This is a genomic window from Streptomyces colwelliae (assembly GCF_048158785.1).
GTDB lineage: Bacteria > Actinomycetota > Actinomycetes > Streptomycetales > Streptomycetaceae > Streptomyces.
In genome coordinates this window covers 15084-32884 of sequence record NZ_JBLTJC010000090.1, presented here as the reverse complement: position 1 = coordinate 32884, position 17801 = coordinate 15084, and the positions used below count along the sequence as shown (strand labels likewise).

Below are 17801 nucleotides of genomic sequence, written 5' to 3'. Positions count from 1 at the left end.
GTGCCGGAGCCGTTGCCTGCGGGGGGTTATGGGGTGGGGGAGGTTCCGGTGCTGTGAGCGGTGTTCCCGATGAGCGGTGTGCATCGTGAAGTCGCAGGTCACGGGTCTGGTGTGGATTGCGAGTGGGGTACTCGTGCCGGTCGCAGGCGGATGACTATGGCGTAGATCGTCGGGCGGGTCGGGCCCTGTCGGCGACCAGCACGAGCATCCCGATGCCCACGCACACCAACTCTCAGGACGCCTGATCTTCCCGAATTATCTGCGAACCGGGGCCCGTTGGAGTCGCCTCGATGGGTCCACTGAACGGACCCGACCACGGCCCCGCTTTCACCATCCGCAACGGCGAAGCCATGTTCCGCGCTTCCTTCTCCAACTCATCCGCGACGCCGCCCTCACTCACCCCTACCTGGCGGACATGAAGCTGGCACTGCGCGCCGACTGCCCAGCACGCTCGCTTTCCCCTTGCGCATCTCCAAAATCAAACAAACAGGAAAATTGGACGTGGACATGTCATAAGGTCAGACACGTATGCGGGCCCGCACCAGCGGCCCGCATCAGCCGTGCACGAACAAGATGAGAGGATCCCTGTGAAACCCACCCAACACCCCGCTTCACGGGCAAGACGCCGATTAACCCGGCCGCTCGGCGCCCTGATCGCCTTCGGCGCATCCCTGCTACTGGTGTTCACCACCGCCACCGCCGCCCAGGCGCACGTCGTGTACCAGTCCGACGAGGTATGGGCCAACACCGATTCCTCCAAGTGCCTGTACACCTACGCGGAGGTCTCCCACGGCAGCAGAGGAGGCTACGCCAAGTCCTACGGGCTGTCCTCCTCCGGCATCCCCCTCGCCCAGTCGTGCATCCTGGTCTGGAACCGTCCCCCGGGCAACCTCAAGACCGGATGGCAGTACTTGTACTGGGACGGCACCCAATGGGGCGTGTGCCGGCAGCTCATGGGCACTCAGAACCCCGACGGCACCTGGAGCGGCTACGCCAACTCCACCGAGACCTCCAGGATGGAACTCACCTACGACTTCGGGGTCTACCCTCCCTGCGGGGGTGGCTACTACGGCACCAAGGCCGGGTCCACCGTCTACTACGGCGGCACCTGGTACGGGGGCAACGTTCCCATCTGGTCCGGACAGCACTTCATCGAGCCGTAGGAGATGCCACGCATGAAGAAGACCCGTGTATCCCTCGCTGGTGGAGCGGTGGCCGGGGTGCTGCTGCTGGGTGCCCTGGCGGTGAACGCCTCCGCCGATGAGGCGCCCCCCTCCGCCGACAGCGGGCAGGCCGAGAAGGCCGCGGTGCCGCCGGCGCCGCCCACTCCGGAGTGGGTCAACGCCGACGGCACGGTGGACGAGTCCAAGATGCCCGAAGAGCTGCCGCTGATCGGGGCGGACGGCAAGGTGGTCGAGGACGCAAACGGCAAGCCCCTCATGGTCAAGACGCGCGTCAAGATCGCGCAGTCCGGTGCGCCCCAGGCGCCCGTGGCCGGTCCCCGGGCCGGGGAGAAGCGGTCCACCAGCACGGACGCAGAAGGCCGCAAGACGGAGACCGTCGAGGTCGAGCCGTCCGTTCCGCCCGCGCACTGACCTGACGGAGACGCCGGAGAAGAAGGGCACCGTATGAGCAGGCTGCTGGAAGCGGTGTGTGCGCTGACCGTGGGTGTCCTCGTTGCGCTCCTTGTATGGGGTGCTGACCCTGGCGCCGTGCGGGTGGCGTGGCGGGACGGCGAGCTGAGCGGTGTGACGGTCGTGTTCGTGGCGGCGTGTGCGCTGTGGCTGGTGCTGTGGCGCAGGCGTACCGGGCGCGGCCGGCTGGCATGGCCGCTTGTGGTGCTGCTGTGCGGTGCGGCTGTTGCGCTAGTCGTGGCGGCCATGGCCGGTTGACCAGCGCAGGCAGGGTGGGACTTCCCGTTCCTGTGGGCGGGGAGCCCCGCTGGCGTATTCGGGCTCGGGCTGCTGTTAAGGATCTTGGCGGGAGGGGCAAGGCGTCCCTGCGCCACGGCTGCTGCGTCGCCGACCCGGTCCGATTCCGGGGCGCTGCGATTACAAGGCCGCCCGCAACCGGCTCCTGACACGAGGCCAGAAGCTGTCCACCACGGCACTGGCGGCCGTCCGGGCGCCGGTTGAGCACGGCTTCGCCCGTCTCAAGAACTGGCGCGTCCTCGGCAAGGTACGCACCGACCCCGCCTGGGCGATCGCCCTGGTCCGGGCCCTGCTGGTCCTCACAAACCGCGAAGTCGCCCGATGACCGACGATCTTCACCGAAGTCACCTGCCGGCGACCAGCACGAGCATCCCGATGCCCACGCACACCAACCTTGTGACCAGCAACTTCAGCCTGCACAGCTCCCGATGAGCCATCGCACCGGGCGCGGACCGGGATGCCTTTCGCTACGGGACATCACGCTGAAGGCCGTCGCCGATCTGAAGTGCGTTCACCCATTGCCGGGCTGCCGCGAGGCCGGGAGCGGTGCCGACCGGCTCGTACGCGAACCCGCTCCACTCCTCCAGGACACGCGGCTCGTCGGGCCGGAGGTGACCGGCGCCGCCGTGCGCCGGCCGGTGGCGTCGGTAGATGTCCATCGGTGGACGGCGCCGCTTGTCGTACGCGGCGAAGGGGTTGGCGGCGTCCACGCGAGGGACGGCGCGCGACGGCTGGTTCGACGGTCCGGGTCGGCTGTGCTTGCCCATGCCTCGATGCTCTCAGGCCGCGATCGTCCTCGAACCTTGACAGTTCCTCGGAGGTCATGCCGACAGCCCCAACTGTGCGAAGTGATCACCGGGATAGCGGTAGTCGTAGTCAATGCCGCGCGCTGCGAACTCGGCAGCCCAGGAATGAGGAAACCCCGCCGGTCTGCCACGGGGGACAGCGGACAGACGGGGCGGTCTATGTCCGGTGCCGGTCAGACAGCGAAGGTCCACGAACCGTCCGGCGAGAGCAGAGAACTGCCCTCAGAACTGAGTTCCGCCCGAAGCGAGTGCAGGGAGAACCGGTTGTGCTCCTCCCACTTGCGCCGGACCCGCTCCAGGTCGTCCCAGAGTCGGCGGGGGCCGCCCTGGTGGACCAGCGGCGCTGTACCGTCCTCGGCGCGCGCCCATGACCCGTCACCGGCGAGCAGCCACACCACGCGGCGGCCATCCTCCGGATACGTAGCCGCGCGGGTTTCTACGCCGGGCGTCTCCAGCTCGTACAGCCAGCGAAGCGGCCATTCCTGCCACAGATCGGGAATCGGCCCGTCCGGGGGTCGTACGTCCTCGCCCTCACGAACTCGGGCGGACACGAACACGTCGTTCAGCTTCGGCGGGTAGTCGGCTTCCTGCCGGGTTTCCATGAAAGTTGCGGGGTCGGGCTGGACGCTACCCCGCGCGATGCCGTCCGTTCCCATGTCCGCCGTGATCAACAGCGCGGTGTGCGCAATGGTCGTGACCAGCCGGCCACCGGGACGGAGCGCGCGAAGCCATGACGGGGGGACGGGCCGAACCGAGACCGTCGCCATGATGCGGTCGTACTCGGAGCCCGGTAGCTCCCCTGTCGCATCGATGGCTTCCATACGCGGCGCACGCCCGAACTCGGCGAGTCGCGTACGGGCCGCATCCACCAGGTACGGGTCCACGTCCACGCTCGTCACGTTCTCGTCTCCGAGCCGTCGCCCGAAGAGCGCCGCGGAGTAGCCCGACCCTGTACCTATGTCCAACACCTGGTGCCCTGGCTTGGCTCCGAGCTGGTCCGCCATGGAGACGATGAGCCCCGGCAGAGTGGATGACGACGTCGGATCGCCCGATGCCCGTTCGTCGGGTTGTGCCCGGTCGGCGTGCAGGGGGCCGACGCGCGTCACCAGCGTTTCGTCGGTGTAGGCGGCGTGCAGCCGTTCCGGAGAGCCCTCGGGGAGGTGTACCAACTCCCATTCCTGCGTAGGGCTGTTGGGGATGCGACGCCACCAGCGCGGCACCAGGAGGTGACGGGGGGTGTTGCTCACCGCGTCGTGCCATGCGGGGGTATCGCCGGTCACCTTGTCGGCAAGCGCTTTGGCGGCTTCGGTCCACGTGGACGCTACGGGCATCAGGTCTCTCCTTGCAGAGCGTCGGCCATGGCTTCAACGAGCGGGACACCGGCTTTGACAGCGAGCCAGTGCCATTGACCGTTGGGGTTCACCTCGAAGAACACCCAACGTCCGTCCGGTGTGACGGCAAAGTCCAACGCGCCGAAGAACAGGCGGAGTTCGTCCATGAGCCGACGAACCCCCTGCTCCACTTCCGGGGGCATGCCGACGGGTTCGTAGGTAAGCGACTGGTAGTCGGTTCGCCAGTCGAGTTGTGCGGCTTCGCTGCCTGCGTGGATGGCCACGGGGAACATGCGGTCACCGATGACGGTGAGCCGCACCTCGTACGCCTTGTCCACGCGCTCTTGGAACAGGTGCGCGGTACCTGTCACCCCGTCGTCCATGTCGCCCGCGGAGACGAGCGCCACGGGGAGGAACTGCCGCTTCCCTCCAGGGCCGAGCACGCCCCCGCCGAGCCCCTTGTAGACAACCGTGTCGTCCCCCACGAACGTACGGGCGTGTTCGGGGTCCGACGTGATCACGGAGCGGGGCACGTCGAGCCCGGAGCGGGCAGCAACGGCGAGTTGAACGGGCTTGTAGTTCGCGGCAGCGTCCCGAGAGGGGTGATTGATCCAGCGGACGGGCAGCGAGCCGAGCACGCCGAGCAGGCCGGACCGGGCTTCTGAGACAGCAAGCGCTTGGGCATGTCCCGGCCAGTCATCGGGGGTTCTGAACTCGTTCGGACGTCGCCACCACACCGACTTGACGGATTCGAGGGGGACAGCGCGGGAGCCGGTGAGAGTGCCCGTCCAGCCGTCCCCGGTGAGGGAGACGGCCAGACGGGACGCAGTGGGAAAGTCGGCCGTGTCGTACCTGACGACGTACTCACCGCGTTTCACCAACTCCTCAACCACAGCATCGGCCGTCAGGTCGTTCCGGCCCGTGAGGATGAGGATGGGGCGCATGTCAGTACAGGTCGGTTCCGCTGTCGGAGCCCGGCGACGAACCGTCACCGTTGCTGGTCTCCGTCTGCGTCTCCGGCATCTCCGCCGTGATCGCGTGCCACGGGTTGCCCTCGGCCGAGACGTTCATCTGAAGCGCGTCGCTGTAGGTGATGACGGGCGCTTCATCGTTCGTAGGAGCCGGCGACACCAGGTGCCGGACCCCCAAGGGGAGAGCCGTAGCGGTTGTGGTGCTCATTTGATCCTCCATGTTGTCGGTTCTTGCCGTGCCTTACCGGGGTGGAAGGTTCGTCTCCACGAACGGTCACGCCGGACGTCCCTCCCACATCACCCACGGCCGTTCGATCACCTCGGCGTAACTGGTGTGCCCGGGGTGCTCGCGCAGGTGGGCGAAGGCCCAAGTCTGGGGTTCTGTCGGGTCGTTGCTCGGGGACGAGCGCGCGGCGCACTCCGTGTCGTCGGCGTTGAGGGCGAGGCAGCGGAACGCGTACGTCGGCGGTGGGGCATCGGGGTCGTGGTCGGGCCGTAGCGTCCAGTCGACGAAGCGGAACGTGCGGCGGATCGGGACGGTCACAGCACCTCACCCCGGCTACGGGCGTTGGCGCGGGCGGTCTCGGCGCGCAATCGCTGTTGGGGGTCCGCCGGCTGCACGTCCTCGGGGTTCACGGTCCACTCGGTACCGCCCGCGACCGGCCGAAGGGACCACAGCCCGCACCACTCACCGCGAAACTCGCCGACCCGGTCGCGTGAATCCACCAAGAGTGTGCCGGGGGCGGGGAGCTGAGGGGGTTCCGTCTCTCCAGACATGGGTCGCTGCTCTCCGTAGTCGTTCCACTACCGATGCGGCTCAGGGTGACCTAGAGTTGAGAAGTCATCAACTTGCGTGAGTTGTTTGGTTAGTTAGGCGGCGACTGTTGAACCGGAAAGAACTGGACGCCGAGAAATCGCCGAGCGCGGCGTTTGGGCTACAACTGCGCACGTCGCGGGATGAGCGGGGTTGGACGCAGGACGAGCTGGCTGTCCGCGTCGGATGCACCGGGTCGCATATTTCCGCCGTGGAAACTGGTCGGCGCCCACCAACTCGACGTTTCGCGATAAGTGTTGACAGGGTGTTCGGCACCGGCGACAAGTTCGAACGCCTGAGCCGGTCCGTGCGCTACACGGCGCTGCTCGAAGGGTTTCCGGAGTACGTCGCGCACGAGGCACGGGCGGCGGAGATCCGGCTGTACGAGGTGGGAGTCATCCCCGGTCTCCTCCAGACGCCCGAATACGGGGCGGCGTTGGAGGCGGACGCGGTGCGGCGGGAAGCGATCACGCCCGAGCAAGCCGACGAACGGGTCGAGTTGTTGGCGAAGCGGCAAGGCGCACTTGTCCGGTCACCGTCGCCCCTGCTCTTCGTGGTGCTCGACGAAGGGTGCATCCGCAGACCGATGGGGAGCCCCGCTGTCATGGATGCCCAATTCCAACGCTTGCTCGGATTCGCCGAGTTGCCGAACACCGTGTTGCAGGTCGCGCCGTTCTCCATGGGTGCTCGGCGACCGTTCAGCCTGCCCGTCACCATGCTCACGATGCCGGACCGCTCGCTCATGTCCTACGCCGAGTCCACGCACCGGGGCCATCTCGAACGCGAAAGTGCTTTCGTGCTGCCCATATTGGCGGCCTACCATCAGCTACAGGCTGAAGCGCTGTCGCAAGCGGCGTCTGTGGCCTTGATCAACCAGCTGCGAAAGGGCACCCCGTGACGACCGAGACCCCCCGTTGGTTCACGTCCTCCTACAGTGGCAATGGCGGCCAGTGCATCGAGGTCGCCGCCAACTTCGTCGCCCCGCGCGGCATCGTTCCCGTCCGTGACTCCAAGAACCCGGGTGGTCCGGTGCTTGGTTTCCCGGCCGGTGTCTTCACTTCCTTCATAGCGGGCGTCAAGGCGGGCACGTTCGACACCGTCTGAGTCACGCTGATCGAACAGGCACGAAAGGGCACCCCGTGACGACCGAGACCCCCCGCTGGTTCACGTCCTCGTACAGCAACAACGGCGGTAACTGTGTTGAGGCCGCCGCAAACCTCGTCGCCCCGCGCGGCATCGTTCCCGTCCGTGACTCCAAGAACCCGAGTGGTCCGGTCCTTGGTTTCCCGGCCGGTGTCTTCACTTCCTTCATAGCGGGCGTCAAGGCGGGCACGTTCGACACCGTCTGAGTCACGCCTCGCGGGTCTTCGCCAGCTCCGCCGCGAACTGCGCCCCGCTGAGCAGTGCGAGGTTGGACAGCCACAGCCAGATGAGGAAGACGACGCTGCCCGAGAGCGAGCCGTACAGCCTGCTGTAGGCGCCCAGCGTCGTCGCGTACGTCGAGAAGCCGGCCGAGACGATCAGCCACAGGGCGGAGGCGAGGACGCCGCCGGGCAAGCTGTGCCCGCGTCTACGCGCCCCCGCCGGGCCGGTGTGGAAGACGACCACGACCAGGAGCGCGACCAGGCACAGCAGGACCGGCCAGCGCAGCAGGTCCCACGCCCAGGCGGCGGTCTCGTCCACACCCGCCATCCGGCCGACGGCCTCCGCGAGCGGGCCGGTCAGCAGCAGGGTCAGCGAGCCGACGAGGAGCAGGCCCAGCAGCGCCAGCGCGGTCAGTACGATGCGCGGGGCCTTGCGCCAGGGTGAACGGTGGTCCTGGGTGCCGTGCATACGGTGCAGGGCGCGGCGGAACACGGCGAGATAACTCGTCGACGACCACAGCGCGCTGACGCTGCCCGCCACCAGCAGGGGCCATGCCGTGCGGTCCGTGCGCAGGACGTGGGTCAGGGCCGCGTGCAGTTCCGTACCGGAGCCGGCGGGGGCGTACGCCGTGACGTGGGTGACGAACTCCTCGGCCGTCTCCGGGCTGATCATCCCGAACGCGATGACCGTGGCCAGCATGGCGGGAAGTACCGAGAGGATCGCGTAGTACGTCAGCGCCGCCGCGTAGTCCGAGATGTCGTCGTTCCACAACGACACCGGCGTGCGGCGCAGCGCCGGCCACCAGGCCGCCGGTGGCCGGAAACCAGCGATCCGGCGGATCCGGCGGATCCGGCCGACGTACGACTCAGCGGACATGGGGCGCCCGGTGCGGGGTGGCGGCGGCGCTCAGCCGGAGTCGGGTGTGGGTCGTGTACGGGGCAGCCGCGCCCTCCGCTTCCGCCGTCACCGCGCGCAGGGCGGGGAGTACGGCGTCCGGGGACGTGTCCGGGGCCAGCCACACCCGCAGCTCCATCTCCAGGCGGCGCCCGCGTCGGGGCAGTACCCGGGCGTGCCCACGTGCGACTCCGGGTACGGCCGTCGCCCGCGCCGTCAACGCCTCGGCCAGCGCCCGCGGTCGTACCGTGCAGCCGGGGGAGGGCAGCGCCATACGACGCCCCGAACCCGAACGCAGCTGCCCGAGAGCCCAGAACGCGAACAGCACCGTCAGCCCGATCGACGCGGTCATGACCGTGGGCGTCCACCAGCCCTCGCTCCGCAATTGCGCCAGCCTTCCCGGCTCCAACAGCACAGCCCCCGTACCGGAGTTGGGCCACCAGGTCGGCAACTGGCGTGCGACGGTCCGGTCCGTGGTGGCGAGCCAGGAACCCGTGAGGAGGAGGACAAGTCCGCCCGCACCGAGGGCGGTTCGGTTGACGGCCGTGTGGGCGGTGCGGATCACTGGTCAACTTCCTTGGCGGCAAGGGGGGTTGTGGGTACGGAGGGTACGGAGGGTGCGGAAGGTACGTCGGGTGCTGTCGGTGGTTGCCATACCGGCTCCGGGGTGACCGTGATCCGTACCCGAGGTTCGCGGCGCAGCCGACAGGAGGATACGGCGGCATTGGCGGCTGCCGTCACCGCGGCGGACGCCTCGGCCCGGTCGCCGAAGGCGAGTCGCGCCCGCACGGTGATCCGTCGGCGGCGTACCCGGACCCGTACCGCCGTGATGCCGGGCACGTCGCCCACCGCGTCACGGACCAGGGACCGTACCGCCGAGCGGTCCACGGCGGCGTCGACGCGTCCGGCCGTCGTACGGACGGTGGAACGGTGCCGTAGACCCGGAGTGACGGCGAGCACGATCATCCAGACGCCCAGCAGGGCCGTCAGGCCGCCCGCGATCACGACGGCCGGGTCTCCGGGGCCGTGTCCGGACAGCCAGTGCACCGCCGAGACGCGCCAGGCCGCCGCCGCGCGGTGGGCGGTGTGCACCTGGATCAGATCGAGGGCGAGCGCACCGCAGGCCAGGGCCGCCGACGAGGTCAGCAGGGCGGTCGGGATCCGGCGCCCGGACCACCAACGACTGGGTGTGCTGGGGGAGTTGGTCTCCTCGGGCGGGGACACCGGAGCGCGGGAGTACCTCGGGGGCGCCAGCGAGGTGACGTTGACGCGCGCGGTCGGTAGGTCCAGGCCCGTCAACTCCCGGGTGCGGTCCACCACATGGCGCTGGACGTCCCGTACTCCGTCGGCCAGTGAGGACGGGTAGGGGAGCGTCACGCCCAGGGACACCTCCGCCTTCCGGCCCCGTACGGTCGCCGCTGCTTGGGCCGTACGGCCGGGCAGCGCCTCGGCGGTCGCCCGCTCGGCGATTCTGCGGACGGCGCGCTCCGAGACGGTGGTGGTACCCCGCTGTGAGGAGGGTGCGGGTACGGATGCGGGTGCTGCGGTGGTCATCGACGGCTCCGTTCGAACGCGTCCCGTACGTCCTGGACGGTGCCGCCGCGGTCGAACCACCGGCCCACCGCCCAGCCCAGGCCGCCGAGTGCCGCCACCAGCAGGAAGGCACCGAACCCGCCGAACCAGCCGGCGAACGCCAGGGCCATGCCCGCGATCATCCCGACGAACGGTGTGCTCATGCCCGTCCACCTCCACCTCTCCACCGGATCCACCCCTCCTGCCCGTGCCCTCGACCGGCCGCTCTACTCCACGCGGGCCTCGCCGGTGTGCGCGGGCTCGTCGTCGTCGGGCAGGTGGACGTCGTTGATGGTGACGTTCACCTCGACGACCTCGAGGCCGGTGATGCGCTCCACGGCGGAGATGACGTTCTCCCGTACGTCCTGGGCGACGTCCATCACGGACACCCCGTACTCGACGACCAGGTCCAGATCGATCGCCGTCTGCCGCTCGCCCACCTCGACCTTCACCCCGCGCCCCACGTTGGGCCGGCCACCGGGCACGCGGTCACGCACGGCGCCGATGCTGCGCGAGAGGCCGCCGCCCATGTCGTGCACGCCGGGGATCTCCCGGGCGGCGATACCGGCCACCTTCACGACGACGACATCGGCGATCGACGTACGACCGCGGTCGGCGGCGGGCTGACCGGCGCCGGTGGCTCCGCCGGAGACGTCGGTGGTGGCCGGGTCCTTGGTGGGTCGGACCTGGGTGGCGACCGGTGCGGTCTGCGTGGTCATGGCATACCTCTTTCTGTCTCGTGGGCTGTCTCGTGCGCTGCCTCGTGGGCTGACTGGTTCGCTGCCTCGTGGCCGATGTGCTCTCACTTCTTCAGACCCGTGCCCGCCGCGTCTGTGACGGGGCGGGCACGGGAAATCCTTCAAGGCGTCAGCCGACCGGCATCAAGCCGACGTCAGCTGGTGGGCATCAGCACCGTGTCGATGATGTAGACGTTGGCGTTGGCCGTCTTGACGTTGCCGCAGACCACCTTCGCGGAGTCGTTGACGGTGTACGACTGACCGGAACCGGCGGTGGTGAGCTTCGACTTCTCCAGGGTGTCGAAGGAGCCGTTCTCCAGGTTCGCGGGCGTCAGCTTCTGCCCCACCACGTGGTAGGTGAGGATCTTGGTCAGCTGGGCCTTGTCGTTCAGGACCTTGTCCAGGGTGGCCTTCGGGATCTTCGCGAAGGCGTCGTTGGTCGGCGCGAACACGGTGATGTTCTGGGCGTTGTTGAGGGTGTCGACGAGGCCCGCCTTCTTCACCGCCGCCACGAGCGTGGACAGCGCCGGGTTGTTGGACGCGGCGGTGGCCACCGGGTCCTGGGCCATGCCGTCGAAGGAACCGGAGCCGCTCTTCGGGACGGCCGCGCAACCGGTGCCGAAGGGCTGGTCGGCCGTGCCGGCGTCGGAGCCGCTCATGCTGTTGTCGGTGGCGGTGGCGGACGCCTTGGTGGAGGCGTCGGACTTCGCGGAGTCGCTTCCGCTGTCGGAGCAGGCGCTCAGGGCAAACGGCAGCACGGCCGCGGCGGCGAGGACGACCGCGGTACGGCGGATACGGGTACTCATGGTGTTTCTCCTGAGGGTCGGTGCAGCCTGAGCTGCGGTGATACGGGGAAGGGGAAAAGTGGCTTGTGGGGTCGCTTGTGAGGTCAGCCGACGGTCACGACCACGGAGTGCCATCCGCTCGCGCCGTCCGGAATGGTCCTGGTCCGTCTGTCGGTCTGCACCGCGCCGGTGCGGTCGGTGGCGCGGACGGTGAGGGTGTGGCCGCCCTTGGTGGCCTGCCAGGGGAAGGACCACTGGCGCCAGGTGTCGCGGGTGTCCTCGGCGGCCAGCCGGGCTTCCTGCCAGGGGCCGTCGTCGACGCGGATCTCGACCCGGTCGATGCCGCGGTGCTGGGCCCAGGCGACCCCGGCCACCATCACCGTCCCGGACTTCGGCCGGGCGAACGGCTTCGGGGTGTCGATCCGCGACCCGGTCTTGATCGGCGCCCGGCGGGCCCAGCCGCGCTTGACCCAGTAGGGGTCGTAGGCGGCGAACGTCGTCAGCTCGATGTCCTTGATCCATTTGCAGGCCGAGACGAAGCCGTACAGGCCGGGCACGACCATGCGGACGGGGAAGCCGTGCGCGAAGGGCAGCGGTTCGCCGTTCATGCCGAGGGCGAGGAGGGCGTCGCGGCCGTCCATCACGTCCTCGACCGGGCTGCCGATCGTCATGCCGTCCACGGAACGCGCCACCAACTGGTCGGCCGGGCCGCCCTCGGAGGGCGGCTTGACCCCCAACTCGGCGAGCAGATCGGCCAGTTGTACGCCGATCCAGCGCGCGTTGCCGACGTACGGGCCGCCGACCTCGTTCGACACACAGGTGAGCGTGATGTCGCGCTCGACCAGTTCGCGCCGGAGCAGGTCGTCGAAGGTGAGGGTGAGCGGGCGTCGTACGCCATGCCCGTGGATGCGCAGCCGCCAGGTCGTCGCGTCCACCTTGGGCACCACCAGGGCGGTGTCGACGCGGTAGAAGTCGGCGTTGGCGGTGAGGAAAGGGCTGACGCCGGGGACGCGCGGTTGGGCGCCCTTCGGTACGGCACGGGCCCGGGAACCCGGTACCGGCAGCACCAGGTTCCGGCGGGAGGCGACCGCGTCCCGGCCGTCGGCACCGCTCAGCGAACGGCCGAGGAGCCCGGCACCGGCGGAGCCGACCGCGGCGGCACTCGCCGCGATCACGAAACCGCGCCGGTCCCATCCCGCAGCGGACGGGGAGGTGTGGACCCGGGGCCGGGGCCGGAGACGACCCACGAGCACATACAGCACCACGGCCCCGACTACGGCGCCGACCACGGAGGGCAGTGCGTCGGTGATCCCGGTGGAGTCCGGGCGGCCGGTCGCCGCGAGGGCGCCGACGACTCCGAACAGCAGCACGCCGGCCGCTCCCGTACGCCGGAATCGCAGCGCGAGAATTCCCAGGGCCAGCGCGAAAAGCGCCAGTACCGCGAGAATTCCCAGCTGGAGAAAGAGTTTGTCGTCGGTGCCGAAATGGCGGATCGCCCAGTCCTTCACGGCGGCGGGCGTACGGTCGATCGCCGCGCCCCCGACCGCGACGACCGGCCCGGCCTGCGGACGGGTCCCGCCCGCCACGGCCTCGGCGACCGCGAGCGCGGCGAAACCCGCCAGCGCGCCGCTGAGCGCGGCGAGCGGCAGCAGTGCTTTGGTGGGTTTCTTCTCGGGCGCGGTCTCGGGCTTGGTCACGGGGGGAATCCGGCCCCGAAAGGCGCGCGGATTGGTCGGCCCCACGATCGGATGAATTTCCCTTTCCGGCCAATCCGTGCACGCTTCGGCTCCGGAAGAAAAACAAGAGGGCGTACGCGCGTCACAGCCACCGAGCGGCCGTGTCCAACCCTCGGACAGACCGGACGAGAGGAGTCGCCCAGTGGTGGCGGATACGGACGACGCCCTGTTCGCGGTCCGGGCCGCGGAGGGGGACGAGGACGCCTTCGCCGTGCTCGTGCAACGGCACGCACCGGCGCTGCTCCGGCTCGCCACGAGCCTGCTCGGCACCGCGGCGGAGGCGGAGGACGCCGTACAGGACGCCTTCCTCAGTGCCTGGCGCAGGCTCCCGGAGTTCCAGGGCCGCTCCGCCTTCGGCACCTGGATGTACCGGATCGTCACCAACCGCTGCCTGAACGTGCTGCGTTCGCGCAGACCCGTGGCCTCGCTGGAGGCGGCGGACGACGTCCCGGCGGCCGAACACACCACCTCCCCGGCCCGGATCGCCGAGGGCCGCGACGCGGTCCGCGAGTTGCGGGAGGCCCTCGACCTGCTGTCGGCCGAACAGCGCGCCTGCTGGGTGCTGCGCGAACTGGACGGCCGTTCCTACGAGTTCATCGCGGACGCGGTCGGCATCAGCCAGGAGGCCGTCCGCGCCCGTGTCTTCCGCGCCCGCCGATCTCTGACCCAAGCACTGGGGGCCTGGCGATGACCGACCGCACCGACCGCACCGACCGCACCGACCCGCCGAACAATGCGTCCGCCCAGGCCGACGACGAACTCCTGCCGTGCGGAAGGCTGTTGTCGCGGACCTGGGACGACTGGGAGCGGCAGAGCGACGATCCCCACCTCCGCTCCTGCCCGCACTGCCGACAAGCCGTCCACGGACTCGACGACCTGGAGTCCGTCGTGCGCGGCCTCCAGGCGGAGACGGACACCTCCGCCTCCGCCTACGACACCGAGCCGCTGACCCGGCGGATCATGGACGTCGTACGCCTCGAACTGCGTCCGGGCCGTCCCCTGCCCCTCGGTGAACCCGCCGAGGACCTGTGGATCATGGAGGCGGTCGCGGCCCGCGCGCTGCGCGCCGCGGCGGAGACGGTCCCGGGTGTCCGGGCCGGTTCCTGCCGTCTCCTCTACGACGGTGACGGCAGCGGTGCCGACGGCGGTGACGCCGGCACGGTCGAGGTCCGCCTCGACATCCACGCCCCGGCCGACGCGCCCCTGCCCGACCTCGCCGCCCAGGTGCGCGAACGGGTCTGGGAGGCCGCGGACCGTGAACTGGGCATGGGGGTCACGGCAGTTGACATCCGAGTGACAGACCTCGTGTCCACCCCGATGTCCGACGACGACGATGACGATGACGATCAGGAAGGCGGTACGGCATGACCGCGCAGCACTCCGAGGATTCCGCGCCGTACGGGAACCCCGCGCACGCGACGCTCGCCGCGGAGGTCGCCACGGCCGTCGAGGGCGTCCCGGGGGTCGCCTTCCTCCGGCCGGGGCTGACCGACCGGCTGCGGTCGATGGTGTCGCGGCCCGGGGCGGCGCCCGCCGGGGTGCGGATGACCCCGCCGGACGGTGACGGTCCCTGGCGGGTCGAGATCCACGTCGTCGCGCTACGGCGGGCCAGGACCGTCGACGTGGCGCGCGGCGTCCGGGACACGGTCGAGCGCCGCCTGGACGCCGTGGCACCGGCGGGGTTCGCGCCGAGGGTCACGGTGACGGTCACGGGGCTTGTCTGACGGGGGCGCGCTGGTGCTTCGAGGTGGGCGTGGCTCGGGTGGGAGGGGCGCCGTGGCGGGCGGCGTCTGGACGCCGTGGCACCGCCGCGGTCCGTGCCGAGGGTCACGGTGACGGTCACGGGGCTTGTCTGACGGGGGGCGCGCCGGTGCTTCGAGGTGGGCGTGGCTCGGCTGGGGAGGGGTGTCAGGGCGGGCGGCGTCTGGACGCCCCGGGTCACCGTGACGGTCACGGGTCTCGTCCGACCGGTCCGCCTCAGCTCGGGAAGGTCATCAGGGCGACCGGGGCAGAGGTGGGGTGCTGGGAGCCGCCGTCGGGTTCGACGGTGATGCCCATGCCCGACGCGCTGTCGACGCCGCCCCGCAGCAGGACGGCCTGGTCGGCGCGGTCGGGGTTCATCAGGCCGGCCGGCCGCATGGTCCCGGCGTCGTCGAACCACAGCTGGTAGACCTTCCCGCCCGGCGGACGGGCCATCCCCGAGACGACGAACACGGCTCGGTCCCGGTCACGCGAGACGACGACCGTCCCCGTGGCACCCTCGGCCAGCCCGGCGGCGCGCGTCCTGGCGTCCGGCGCGGCCAGTACGGCGGCGATCTCGTCCGCCGCCTGTGCGGCGCGCTGAGCCTGGTCGCGGGCGTCCTCGGCCCGCTGGTGCTGCCAGATCGCCGTACCACCGAGGGCCGTGGCCCCCGCGAGACAGGCGGCGAGCGCCCAGCGGGACAGCGCGCGGGCGCGCGGGCCCACCCGTGCGATGCGGCTCTGGAGCTGTCTGCCGGGGGTCTCCTGGCGGACGGCCGTGATCCGGTGGAGCACCTGCTCGCGCAGTGCGGTCGGGGGCGTCGAGGCGACGGCGAGTCCCAGGCGGGCGGCGGTCGCGCTCAGTTCGGCGGTCTCCTGCGCGCAGGGTTCGCAGCCCGCCAGGTGTCGCTCGAAGGCGGTGCTCTCCTCCTCGGGCAGCGCGTCCAGGGCGTAGGCACCCGTCAGCCGGTGCAGATCGACGGTCGTCACGCGGTCACCCCCAGGCAGTCGCGCAGTCGGATCAGGCCGTCGCGCAGGCGGGTCTTGACGGTGCCCAGGGGAAGCGCCAGCGCCTCCGCCACCTCGCGATAGGTCAGGCCCCGGTAGTACGCCAACGTGACGGACTGGCGCTGGAGTTCGGTCAGGGTGCGCAGGCAGCGCCGTACCTGTTCCCGCTCCAGCCGGGCCTCGACGCGCTCGGCGACCTCGTCGTACTCGGGGAGCCGGTCCAGCAGCGCGGCCTTGTGGTCGCGGGCCGCCGCGGCGTCCACCGAGCGCACCCGGTCCACCGCCCGGCGGTGCGCCAGGGTGAGGATCCAGTTGACGGCACTCCCGCGGTCGCGCCGGTAGCGGGGAGCGGTCCGCCACACCTCCACCAGCACCTCCTGTGTCACCTCCTCCGACTGCGCCTGGTCGCGCAGCACGGCCCGCACGACGCCCAGCACCGGGGCCGCCACGGCGTCGTAGACACCGGCGAAGGCGTCCTCGTCCCCGAGTGCCACCTGGCCGACCAGCTCCTCCAGGTCGGGCCCTGGGGCCGGGTTCCTGCCGATATGCACTGCTTCTTTCACCGAGGGCCTCCGCGGTCGGGACATGTCCGGACGTAATCCGTTCCCGCTGGGACCTTGGATTGGATGCGGTGCCGACGAAAACAGGGGGAGGGGGTACGGGTCCGGGGCCCGCCGCTGTGCGGGGGCCCCGGTGCCTGTCCGGTCCTGTCCTGCCGTGGTCGGTATCGGCGTCGGTGTCGGTGTCGGTCAGCCCGCGACGATGCCCTCGCCGCCGACCGCCCCCGGCACCTCGACCGAACCGATCGCGGTGAGCGAACCGTTCGCGCCGACCCGGAACTCGTCCACCACGCCCTTGATGCCGGTCTGGACGTACAGGTACCGGCCGTCCGACGAGGCGGCCGCGTCGACCGTGCCGGCGTCGGTGGCCGTGTTGCCCAGTGCGGTCAACTCGCCCTGGGGGCCGACCCGGTAGCCGGACAGGGTGCCGCTGGCGGCGTTGGAGACGTAGAGGTGATTGCCGGCGGTCACCGCCCAGCAGGTGGCGGTCTGGCCTGTCGGGACGGTCCCCTTGGCCGTGAGTCTGCCGTCGCGGCCGACCGTGAAGGTGCCCACCGAGTTGGTCCCGGCCTCCGTCACGCGGATCCGGCCGGCGGAGTCGAAGGCGAAACCGAACGGCACGGCGCCCGGGGTCGAGGTCACCACGGGACGCGCGGACGGACCGCCGTGCGCGCTGACCGGGAAGACGTCGATGCTCTGCCCCGAGGCCTTCGTAGTGACGACGAGCTTCGAGCCGTCCGGGGTGAAGGAGATCTGCCCGACGGCCGAAGTCGCCTTGTCCAGGCCGAGGTTGCGGTTCCAGGAGGGGACCTTGACCAGTCGGTCGCCGGTCCGTACGAAGCCCTGGACGGAACCGCCGCCGAGCGTGTTGGCGACGTAGACCCGGTTGCCGTGGAACGTGACGCTGACCGGGAAACTCCCGCCGCTGGAGATCTCCTGGACCCGCCGGAGCTGGGTGCCGTGCACGGCGAAGACGGTCACGGTGTCGCTGCCCGCGTTCACGGCGTAGAGGAGGTGGTTGTGGCGGTCGTAGGCGAGCGAACCCTGCGAGGCCAGGTGGTCGGCGACGGTGCCGGGCAGTATGCCGCCCTTGCCGCCCGTCGCGTAGACGCCCTTGCGGGTGAGGGTGCCGTCGGCGGCGCGGGCGTAGGCGACGACGGTGTTCGCTGTCGTGTCGTCGCTCTGCACGAACACCGCCGAACTGCCTTTCGGCTGAGGGGAGTTGGCGGCGACGGCGGCGGGCGCGGCGAAGAGGGCCGCCGCGGCGATGGCGGCGCCGGTGGCGACGGTGCGGGTGATCCGGGAGGTGCGGGAGGCGCGGGCCTTGGCGAGGGTCATGCGTGCGTACTCCTCTTGCGGGAAGGGGAATGGGGGCCCGGCGGGGCGCTCACGCTCGGCGCCGGACGATTCGCAACGCTAGACCGAGATCAGGGGGATGAAACGGATATAGGGCGCACTTTGGGTTGATGTCCCGGGTTCGTAAGAATCATGTCCAACTCGGCGCAGGGGGCGTCGAGTTGGACATGGCCCCAGGTTCTGCTCGGGTTCTGC

At 70.2% G+C, this 17801-nt stretch carries 25 protein-coding genes and 1 pseudogene; 10 read left to right on the top strand and 16 right to left on the bottom strand.

Translation table 11 applies throughout. From position 1 onward, the window contains the following. Nucleotides 1–587 precede the first annotated feature (587 nt). The 4 genes and pseudogenes from ACNFOC_RS20425 to ACNFOC_RS20410 all read left to right on the top strand — a co-directional run. Nucleotides 588–1163: a hypothetical protein gene (locus ACNFOC_RS20425; protein WP_416960521.1), complete on the top strand. Its 576-nt coding sequence runs from the start codon at nt 588–590 to the stop codon at nt 1161–1163. A 12-nt stretch (nt 1164–1175) separates the two neighbouring features. Continuing rightward, complete coding sequence (locus tag ACNFOC_RS20420; protein WP_416960520.1) at nt 1176–1595, top strand: hypothetical protein; 420 nt, start codon at nt 1176–1178, stop codon at nt 1593–1595. 33 nt (nt 1596–1628) lie between these two features. After that, nucleotides 1629–1892, top strand: coding sequence for a hypothetical protein (locus tag ACNFOC_RS20415; protein WP_416960519.1), 264 nt, complete (start codon nt 1629–1631; stop codon nt 1890–1892). A 160-nt stretch (nt 1893–2052) separates the two neighbouring features. Then, nucleotides 2053–2256: pseudogene (locus ACNFOC_RS20410) on the top strand (transposase family protein); the annotation flags it as partial. Nucleotides 2257–2398: 142 nt separating this feature from the next. On the opposite strand, the gene ACNFOC_RS20405 reads toward ACNFOC_RS20410, so the two are convergent. The 6 genes from ACNFOC_RS20405 to ACNFOC_RS20380 form a co-directional block, all read right to left on the bottom strand. Continuing rightward, nucleotides 2399–2698, bottom strand: coding sequence for a DUF6087 family protein (locus tag ACNFOC_RS20405; RefSeq protein ID WP_416960518.1), 300 nt, complete (start codon nt 2696–2698; stop codon nt 2399–2401). A 212-nt stretch (nt 2699–2910) separates the two neighbouring features. After that, the gene (locus ACNFOC_RS20400; protein WP_416960517.1) at nt 2911–4068 is read right to left on the bottom strand and encodes a methyltransferase domain-containing protein; all 1158 of its coding nucleotides are present in this window, start codon (nt 4066–4068) and stop codon (nt 2911–2913) included. Continuing rightward, nucleotides 4068–5012, bottom strand: a complete 945-nt coding sequence (tgmB, locus tag ACNFOC_RS20395) for an ATP-grasp ribosomal peptide maturase (protein ID WP_416960516.1) — start codon at nt 5010–5012, stop codon at nt 4068–4070. Before tgmB ends, ACNFOC_RS20400 begins: the two co-directional genes overlap by 1 nt. A 1-nt stretch (nt 5013) precedes the next feature. After that, a complete protein-coding gene (locus tag ACNFOC_RS20390) occupies nt 5014–5247 on the bottom strand; it encodes a hypothetical protein (RefSeq protein WP_416960515.1) in 234 nt (77 codons plus the stop codon). Nucleotides 5248–5313: 66 nt separating this feature from the next. Then, nucleotides 5314–5583 carry a DUF7848 domain-containing protein gene (locus tag ACNFOC_RS20385; protein WP_416960514.1) on the bottom strand — a complete coding sequence of 90 codons (270 nt, stop codon included), beginning with the start codon at nt 5581–5583 and terminating at the stop codon, nt 5314–5316. Next, nucleotides 5580–5816, bottom strand: a complete 237-nt coding sequence (locus ACNFOC_RS20380; protein WP_416960513.1) for a hypothetical protein — start codon at nt 5814–5816, stop codon at nt 5580–5582. Before ACNFOC_RS20380 ends, ACNFOC_RS20385 begins: the two co-directional genes overlap by 4 nt. Nucleotides 5817–5920: 104 nt before the next feature. Here ACNFOC_RS20380 and ACNFOC_RS20375 point away from each other — a divergent pair, with 104 nt between their 5' ends. From ACNFOC_RS20375 to ACNFOC_RS20365, 3 genes are read left to right on the top strand one after another with little or no spacing between them, the layout of a single operon-like run. Then, on the top strand, nt 5921–6751 hold the full coding sequence (locus ACNFOC_RS20375; protein WP_416960523.1) for a helix-turn-helix domain-containing protein: 831 nt from the start codon (nt 5921–5923) through the stop codon (nt 6749–6751). Beyond that, a complete protein-coding gene (locus ACNFOC_RS20370; RefSeq protein ID WP_416960512.1) occupies nt 6748–6957 on the top strand; it encodes a DUF397 domain-containing protein in 210 nt (69 codons plus the stop codon). The genes ACNFOC_RS20375 and ACNFOC_RS20370 overlap by 4 nt, the downstream gene beginning before the upstream one ends. Before the next feature lie 35 nt (nt 6958–6992). After that, nucleotides 6993–7202 (top strand): DUF397 domain-containing protein, encoded by a 210-nt coding sequence (locus ACNFOC_RS20365; RefSeq protein WP_416960511.1) that lies wholly within the window; start codon nt 6993–6995, stop codon nt 7200–7202. A 1-nt stretch (nt 7203) separates the two neighbouring features. Here ACNFOC_RS20365 and ACNFOC_RS20360 read toward each other — a convergent pair whose 3' ends face one another. The 7 genes from ACNFOC_RS20360 to ACNFOC_RS20330 all read right to left on the bottom strand — a co-directional run bounded on the left by ACNFOC_RS20360 (nt 7204) and on the right by ACNFOC_RS20330 (nt 12903). Then, on the bottom strand, nt 7204–8094 hold the full coding sequence (locus tag ACNFOC_RS20360; RefSeq protein ID WP_416960510.1) for a YihY/virulence factor BrkB family protein: 891 nt from the start codon (nt 8092–8094) through the stop codon (nt 7204–7206). Then, the gene (locus tag ACNFOC_RS20355) at nt 8084–8677 is read right to left on the bottom strand and encodes a hypothetical protein (protein ID WP_416960509.1); all 594 of its coding nucleotides are present in this window, start codon (nt 8675–8677) and stop codon (nt 8084–8086) included. Before ACNFOC_RS20355 ends, ACNFOC_RS20360 begins: the two co-directional genes overlap by 11 nt. Next, nucleotides 8674–9666, bottom strand: coding sequence for a DUF6286 domain-containing Asp23/Gls24 family envelope stress response protein (locus ACNFOC_RS20350; RefSeq protein WP_416960508.1), 993 nt, complete (start codon nt 9664–9666; stop codon nt 8674–8676). The genes ACNFOC_RS20355 and ACNFOC_RS20350 overlap by 4 nt, the downstream gene beginning before the upstream one ends. Continuing rightward, entirely contained in the window at nt 9663–9848 is a 186-nt protein-coding gene (locus ACNFOC_RS20345; protein ID WP_406124052.1) for a hypothetical protein, read from the bottom strand. Before ACNFOC_RS20345 ends, ACNFOC_RS20350 begins: the two co-directional genes overlap by 4 nt. Nucleotides 9849–9911: 63 nt before the next feature. Further along, the gene (locus ACNFOC_RS20340; RefSeq protein WP_416960507.1) at nt 9912–10403 is read right to left on the bottom strand and encodes an Asp23/Gls24 family envelope stress response protein; all 492 of its coding nucleotides are present in this window, start codon (nt 10401–10403) and stop codon (nt 9912–9914) included. 173 nt (nt 10404–10576) lie between these two features. Then, nucleotides 10577–11227, bottom strand: a complete 651-nt coding sequence (locus tag ACNFOC_RS20335) for a fasciclin domain-containing protein (protein ID WP_416960506.1) — start codon at nt 11225–11227, stop codon at nt 10577–10579. Between the two features lie 83 nt (nt 11228–11310). Then, nucleotides 11311–12903: a molybdopterin-dependent oxidoreductase gene (locus tag ACNFOC_RS20330; RefSeq protein ID WP_416960505.1), complete on the bottom strand. Its 1593-nt coding sequence runs from the start codon at nt 12901–12903 to the stop codon at nt 11311–11313. A 184-nt stretch (nt 12904–13087) separates the two neighbouring features. Here ACNFOC_RS20330 and ACNFOC_RS20325 point away from each other — a divergent pair, with 184 nt between their 5' ends. The 3 genes from ACNFOC_RS20325 to ACNFOC_RS20315 are packed head-to-tail and all read left to right on the top strand — an operon-like array spanning nt 13088 to nt 14666. After that, entirely contained in the window at nt 13088–13633 is a 546-nt protein-coding gene (locus ACNFOC_RS20325; RefSeq protein WP_406124047.1) for an RNA polymerase sigma factor, read from the top strand. Then, a complete protein-coding gene (locus tag ACNFOC_RS20320) occupies nt 13630–14310 on the top strand; it encodes an Asp23/Gls24 family envelope stress response protein (RefSeq protein WP_416960504.1) in 681 nt (226 codons plus the stop codon). Before ACNFOC_RS20325 ends, ACNFOC_RS20320 begins: the two co-directional genes overlap by 4 nt. Further along, entirely contained in the window at nt 14307–14666 is a 360-nt protein-coding gene (locus ACNFOC_RS20315) for a hypothetical protein (protein ID WP_416960503.1), read from the top strand. Before ACNFOC_RS20320 ends, ACNFOC_RS20315 begins: the two co-directional genes overlap by 4 nt. A 253-nt stretch (nt 14667–14919) precedes the next feature. Here the strand turns inward: ACNFOC_RS20315 and ACNFOC_RS20310 are convergent, their stop codons facing one another. The 3 genes from ACNFOC_RS20310 to ACNFOC_RS20300 all read right to left on the bottom strand — a co-directional run bounded on the left by ACNFOC_RS20310 (nt 14920) and on the right by ACNFOC_RS20300 (nt 17588). After that, nucleotides 14920–15672 (bottom strand): anti-sigma factor, encoded by a 753-nt coding sequence (locus tag ACNFOC_RS20310; protein WP_416960502.1) that lies wholly within the window; start codon nt 15670–15672, stop codon nt 14920–14922. Then, entirely contained in the window at nt 15669–16253 is a 585-nt protein-coding gene (locus tag ACNFOC_RS20305; protein ID WP_416960501.1) for a sigma-70 family RNA polymerase sigma factor, read from the bottom strand. The genes ACNFOC_RS20310 and ACNFOC_RS20305 overlap by 4 nt, the downstream gene beginning before the upstream one ends. Nucleotides 16254–16439: 186 nt before the next feature. Further along, the gene (locus ACNFOC_RS20300) at nt 16440–17588 is read right to left on the bottom strand and encodes a lactonase family protein (protein WP_416960500.1); all 1149 of its coding nucleotides are present in this window, start codon (nt 17586–17588) and stop codon (nt 16440–16442) included. Nucleotides 17589–17801 lie beyond the last annotated feature (213 nt).

What these genes read in the sequence shown, in the direction of transcription:
- ACNFOC_RS20420 (WP_416960520.1), top strand. Translation starts at nt 1,176, where the DNA reads ATGAAGAAGACCCGTGTATCCCTCGCTGGTGGAGCGGTGGCCGGGGTG.
- ACNFOC_RS20390 (WP_416960515.1), bottom strand. Translation starts at nt 5,247, where the DNA reads ATGAGCACCACAACCGCTACGGCTCTCCCCTTGGGGGTCCGGCACCTG.
- ACNFOC_RS20335 (WP_416960506.1), bottom strand. Translation starts at nt 11,227, where the DNA reads ATGAGTACCCGTATCCGCCGTACCGCGGTCGTCCTCGCCGCCGCGGCC.
- ACNFOC_RS20345 (WP_406124052.1), bottom strand. Translation starts at nt 9,848, where the DNA reads ATGAGCACACCGTTCGTCGGGATGATCGCGGGCATGGCCCTGGCGTTC.
- ACNFOC_RS20300 (WP_416960500.1), bottom strand. Translation starts at nt 17,588, where the DNA reads ATGACCCTCGCCAAGGCCCGCGCCTCCCGCACCTCCCGGATCACCCGC.
- ACNFOC_RS20380 (WP_416960513.1), bottom strand. Translation starts at nt 5,816, where the DNA reads ATGTCTGGAGAGACGGAACCCCCTCAGCTCCCCGCCCCCGGCACACTC.
- ACNFOC_RS20315 (WP_416960503.1), top strand. Translation starts at nt 14,307, where the DNA reads ATGACCGCGCAGCACTCCGAGGATTCCGCGCCGTACGGGAACCCCGCG.
- ACNFOC_RS20350 (WP_416960508.1), bottom strand. Translation starts at nt 9,666, where the DNA reads ATGACCACCGCAGCACCCGCATCCGTACCCGCACCCTCCTCACAGCGG.
- ACNFOC_RS20320 (WP_416960504.1), top strand. Translation starts at nt 13,630, where the DNA reads ATGACCGACCGCACCGACCGCACCGACCGCACCGACCCGCCGAACAAT.
- ACNFOC_RS20400 (WP_416960517.1), bottom strand. Translation starts at nt 4,068, where the DNA reads ATGCCCGTAGCGTCCACGTGGACCGAAGCCGCCAAAGCGCTTGCCGAC.
- ACNFOC_RS20360 (WP_416960510.1), bottom strand. Translation starts at nt 8,094, where the DNA reads ATGTCCGCTGAGTCGTACGTCGGCCGGATCCGCCGGATCCGCCGGATC.
- ACNFOC_RS20340 (WP_416960507.1), bottom strand. Translation starts at nt 10,403, where the DNA reads ATGACCACGCAGACCGCACCGGTCGCCACCCAGGTCCGACCCACCAAG.
- ACNFOC_RS20415 (WP_416960519.1), top strand. Translation starts at nt 1,629, where the DNA reads ATGAGCAGGCTGCTGGAAGCGGTGTGTGCGCTGACCGTGGGTGTCCTC.
- tgmB (WP_416960516.1), bottom strand. Translation starts at nt 5,012, where the DNA reads ATGCGCCCCATCCTCATCCTCACGGGCCGGAACGACCTGACGGCCGAT.
- ACNFOC_RS20405 (WP_416960518.1), bottom strand. Translation starts at nt 2,698, where the DNA reads ATGGGCAAGCACAGCCGACCCGGACCGTCGAACCAGCCGTCGCGCGCC.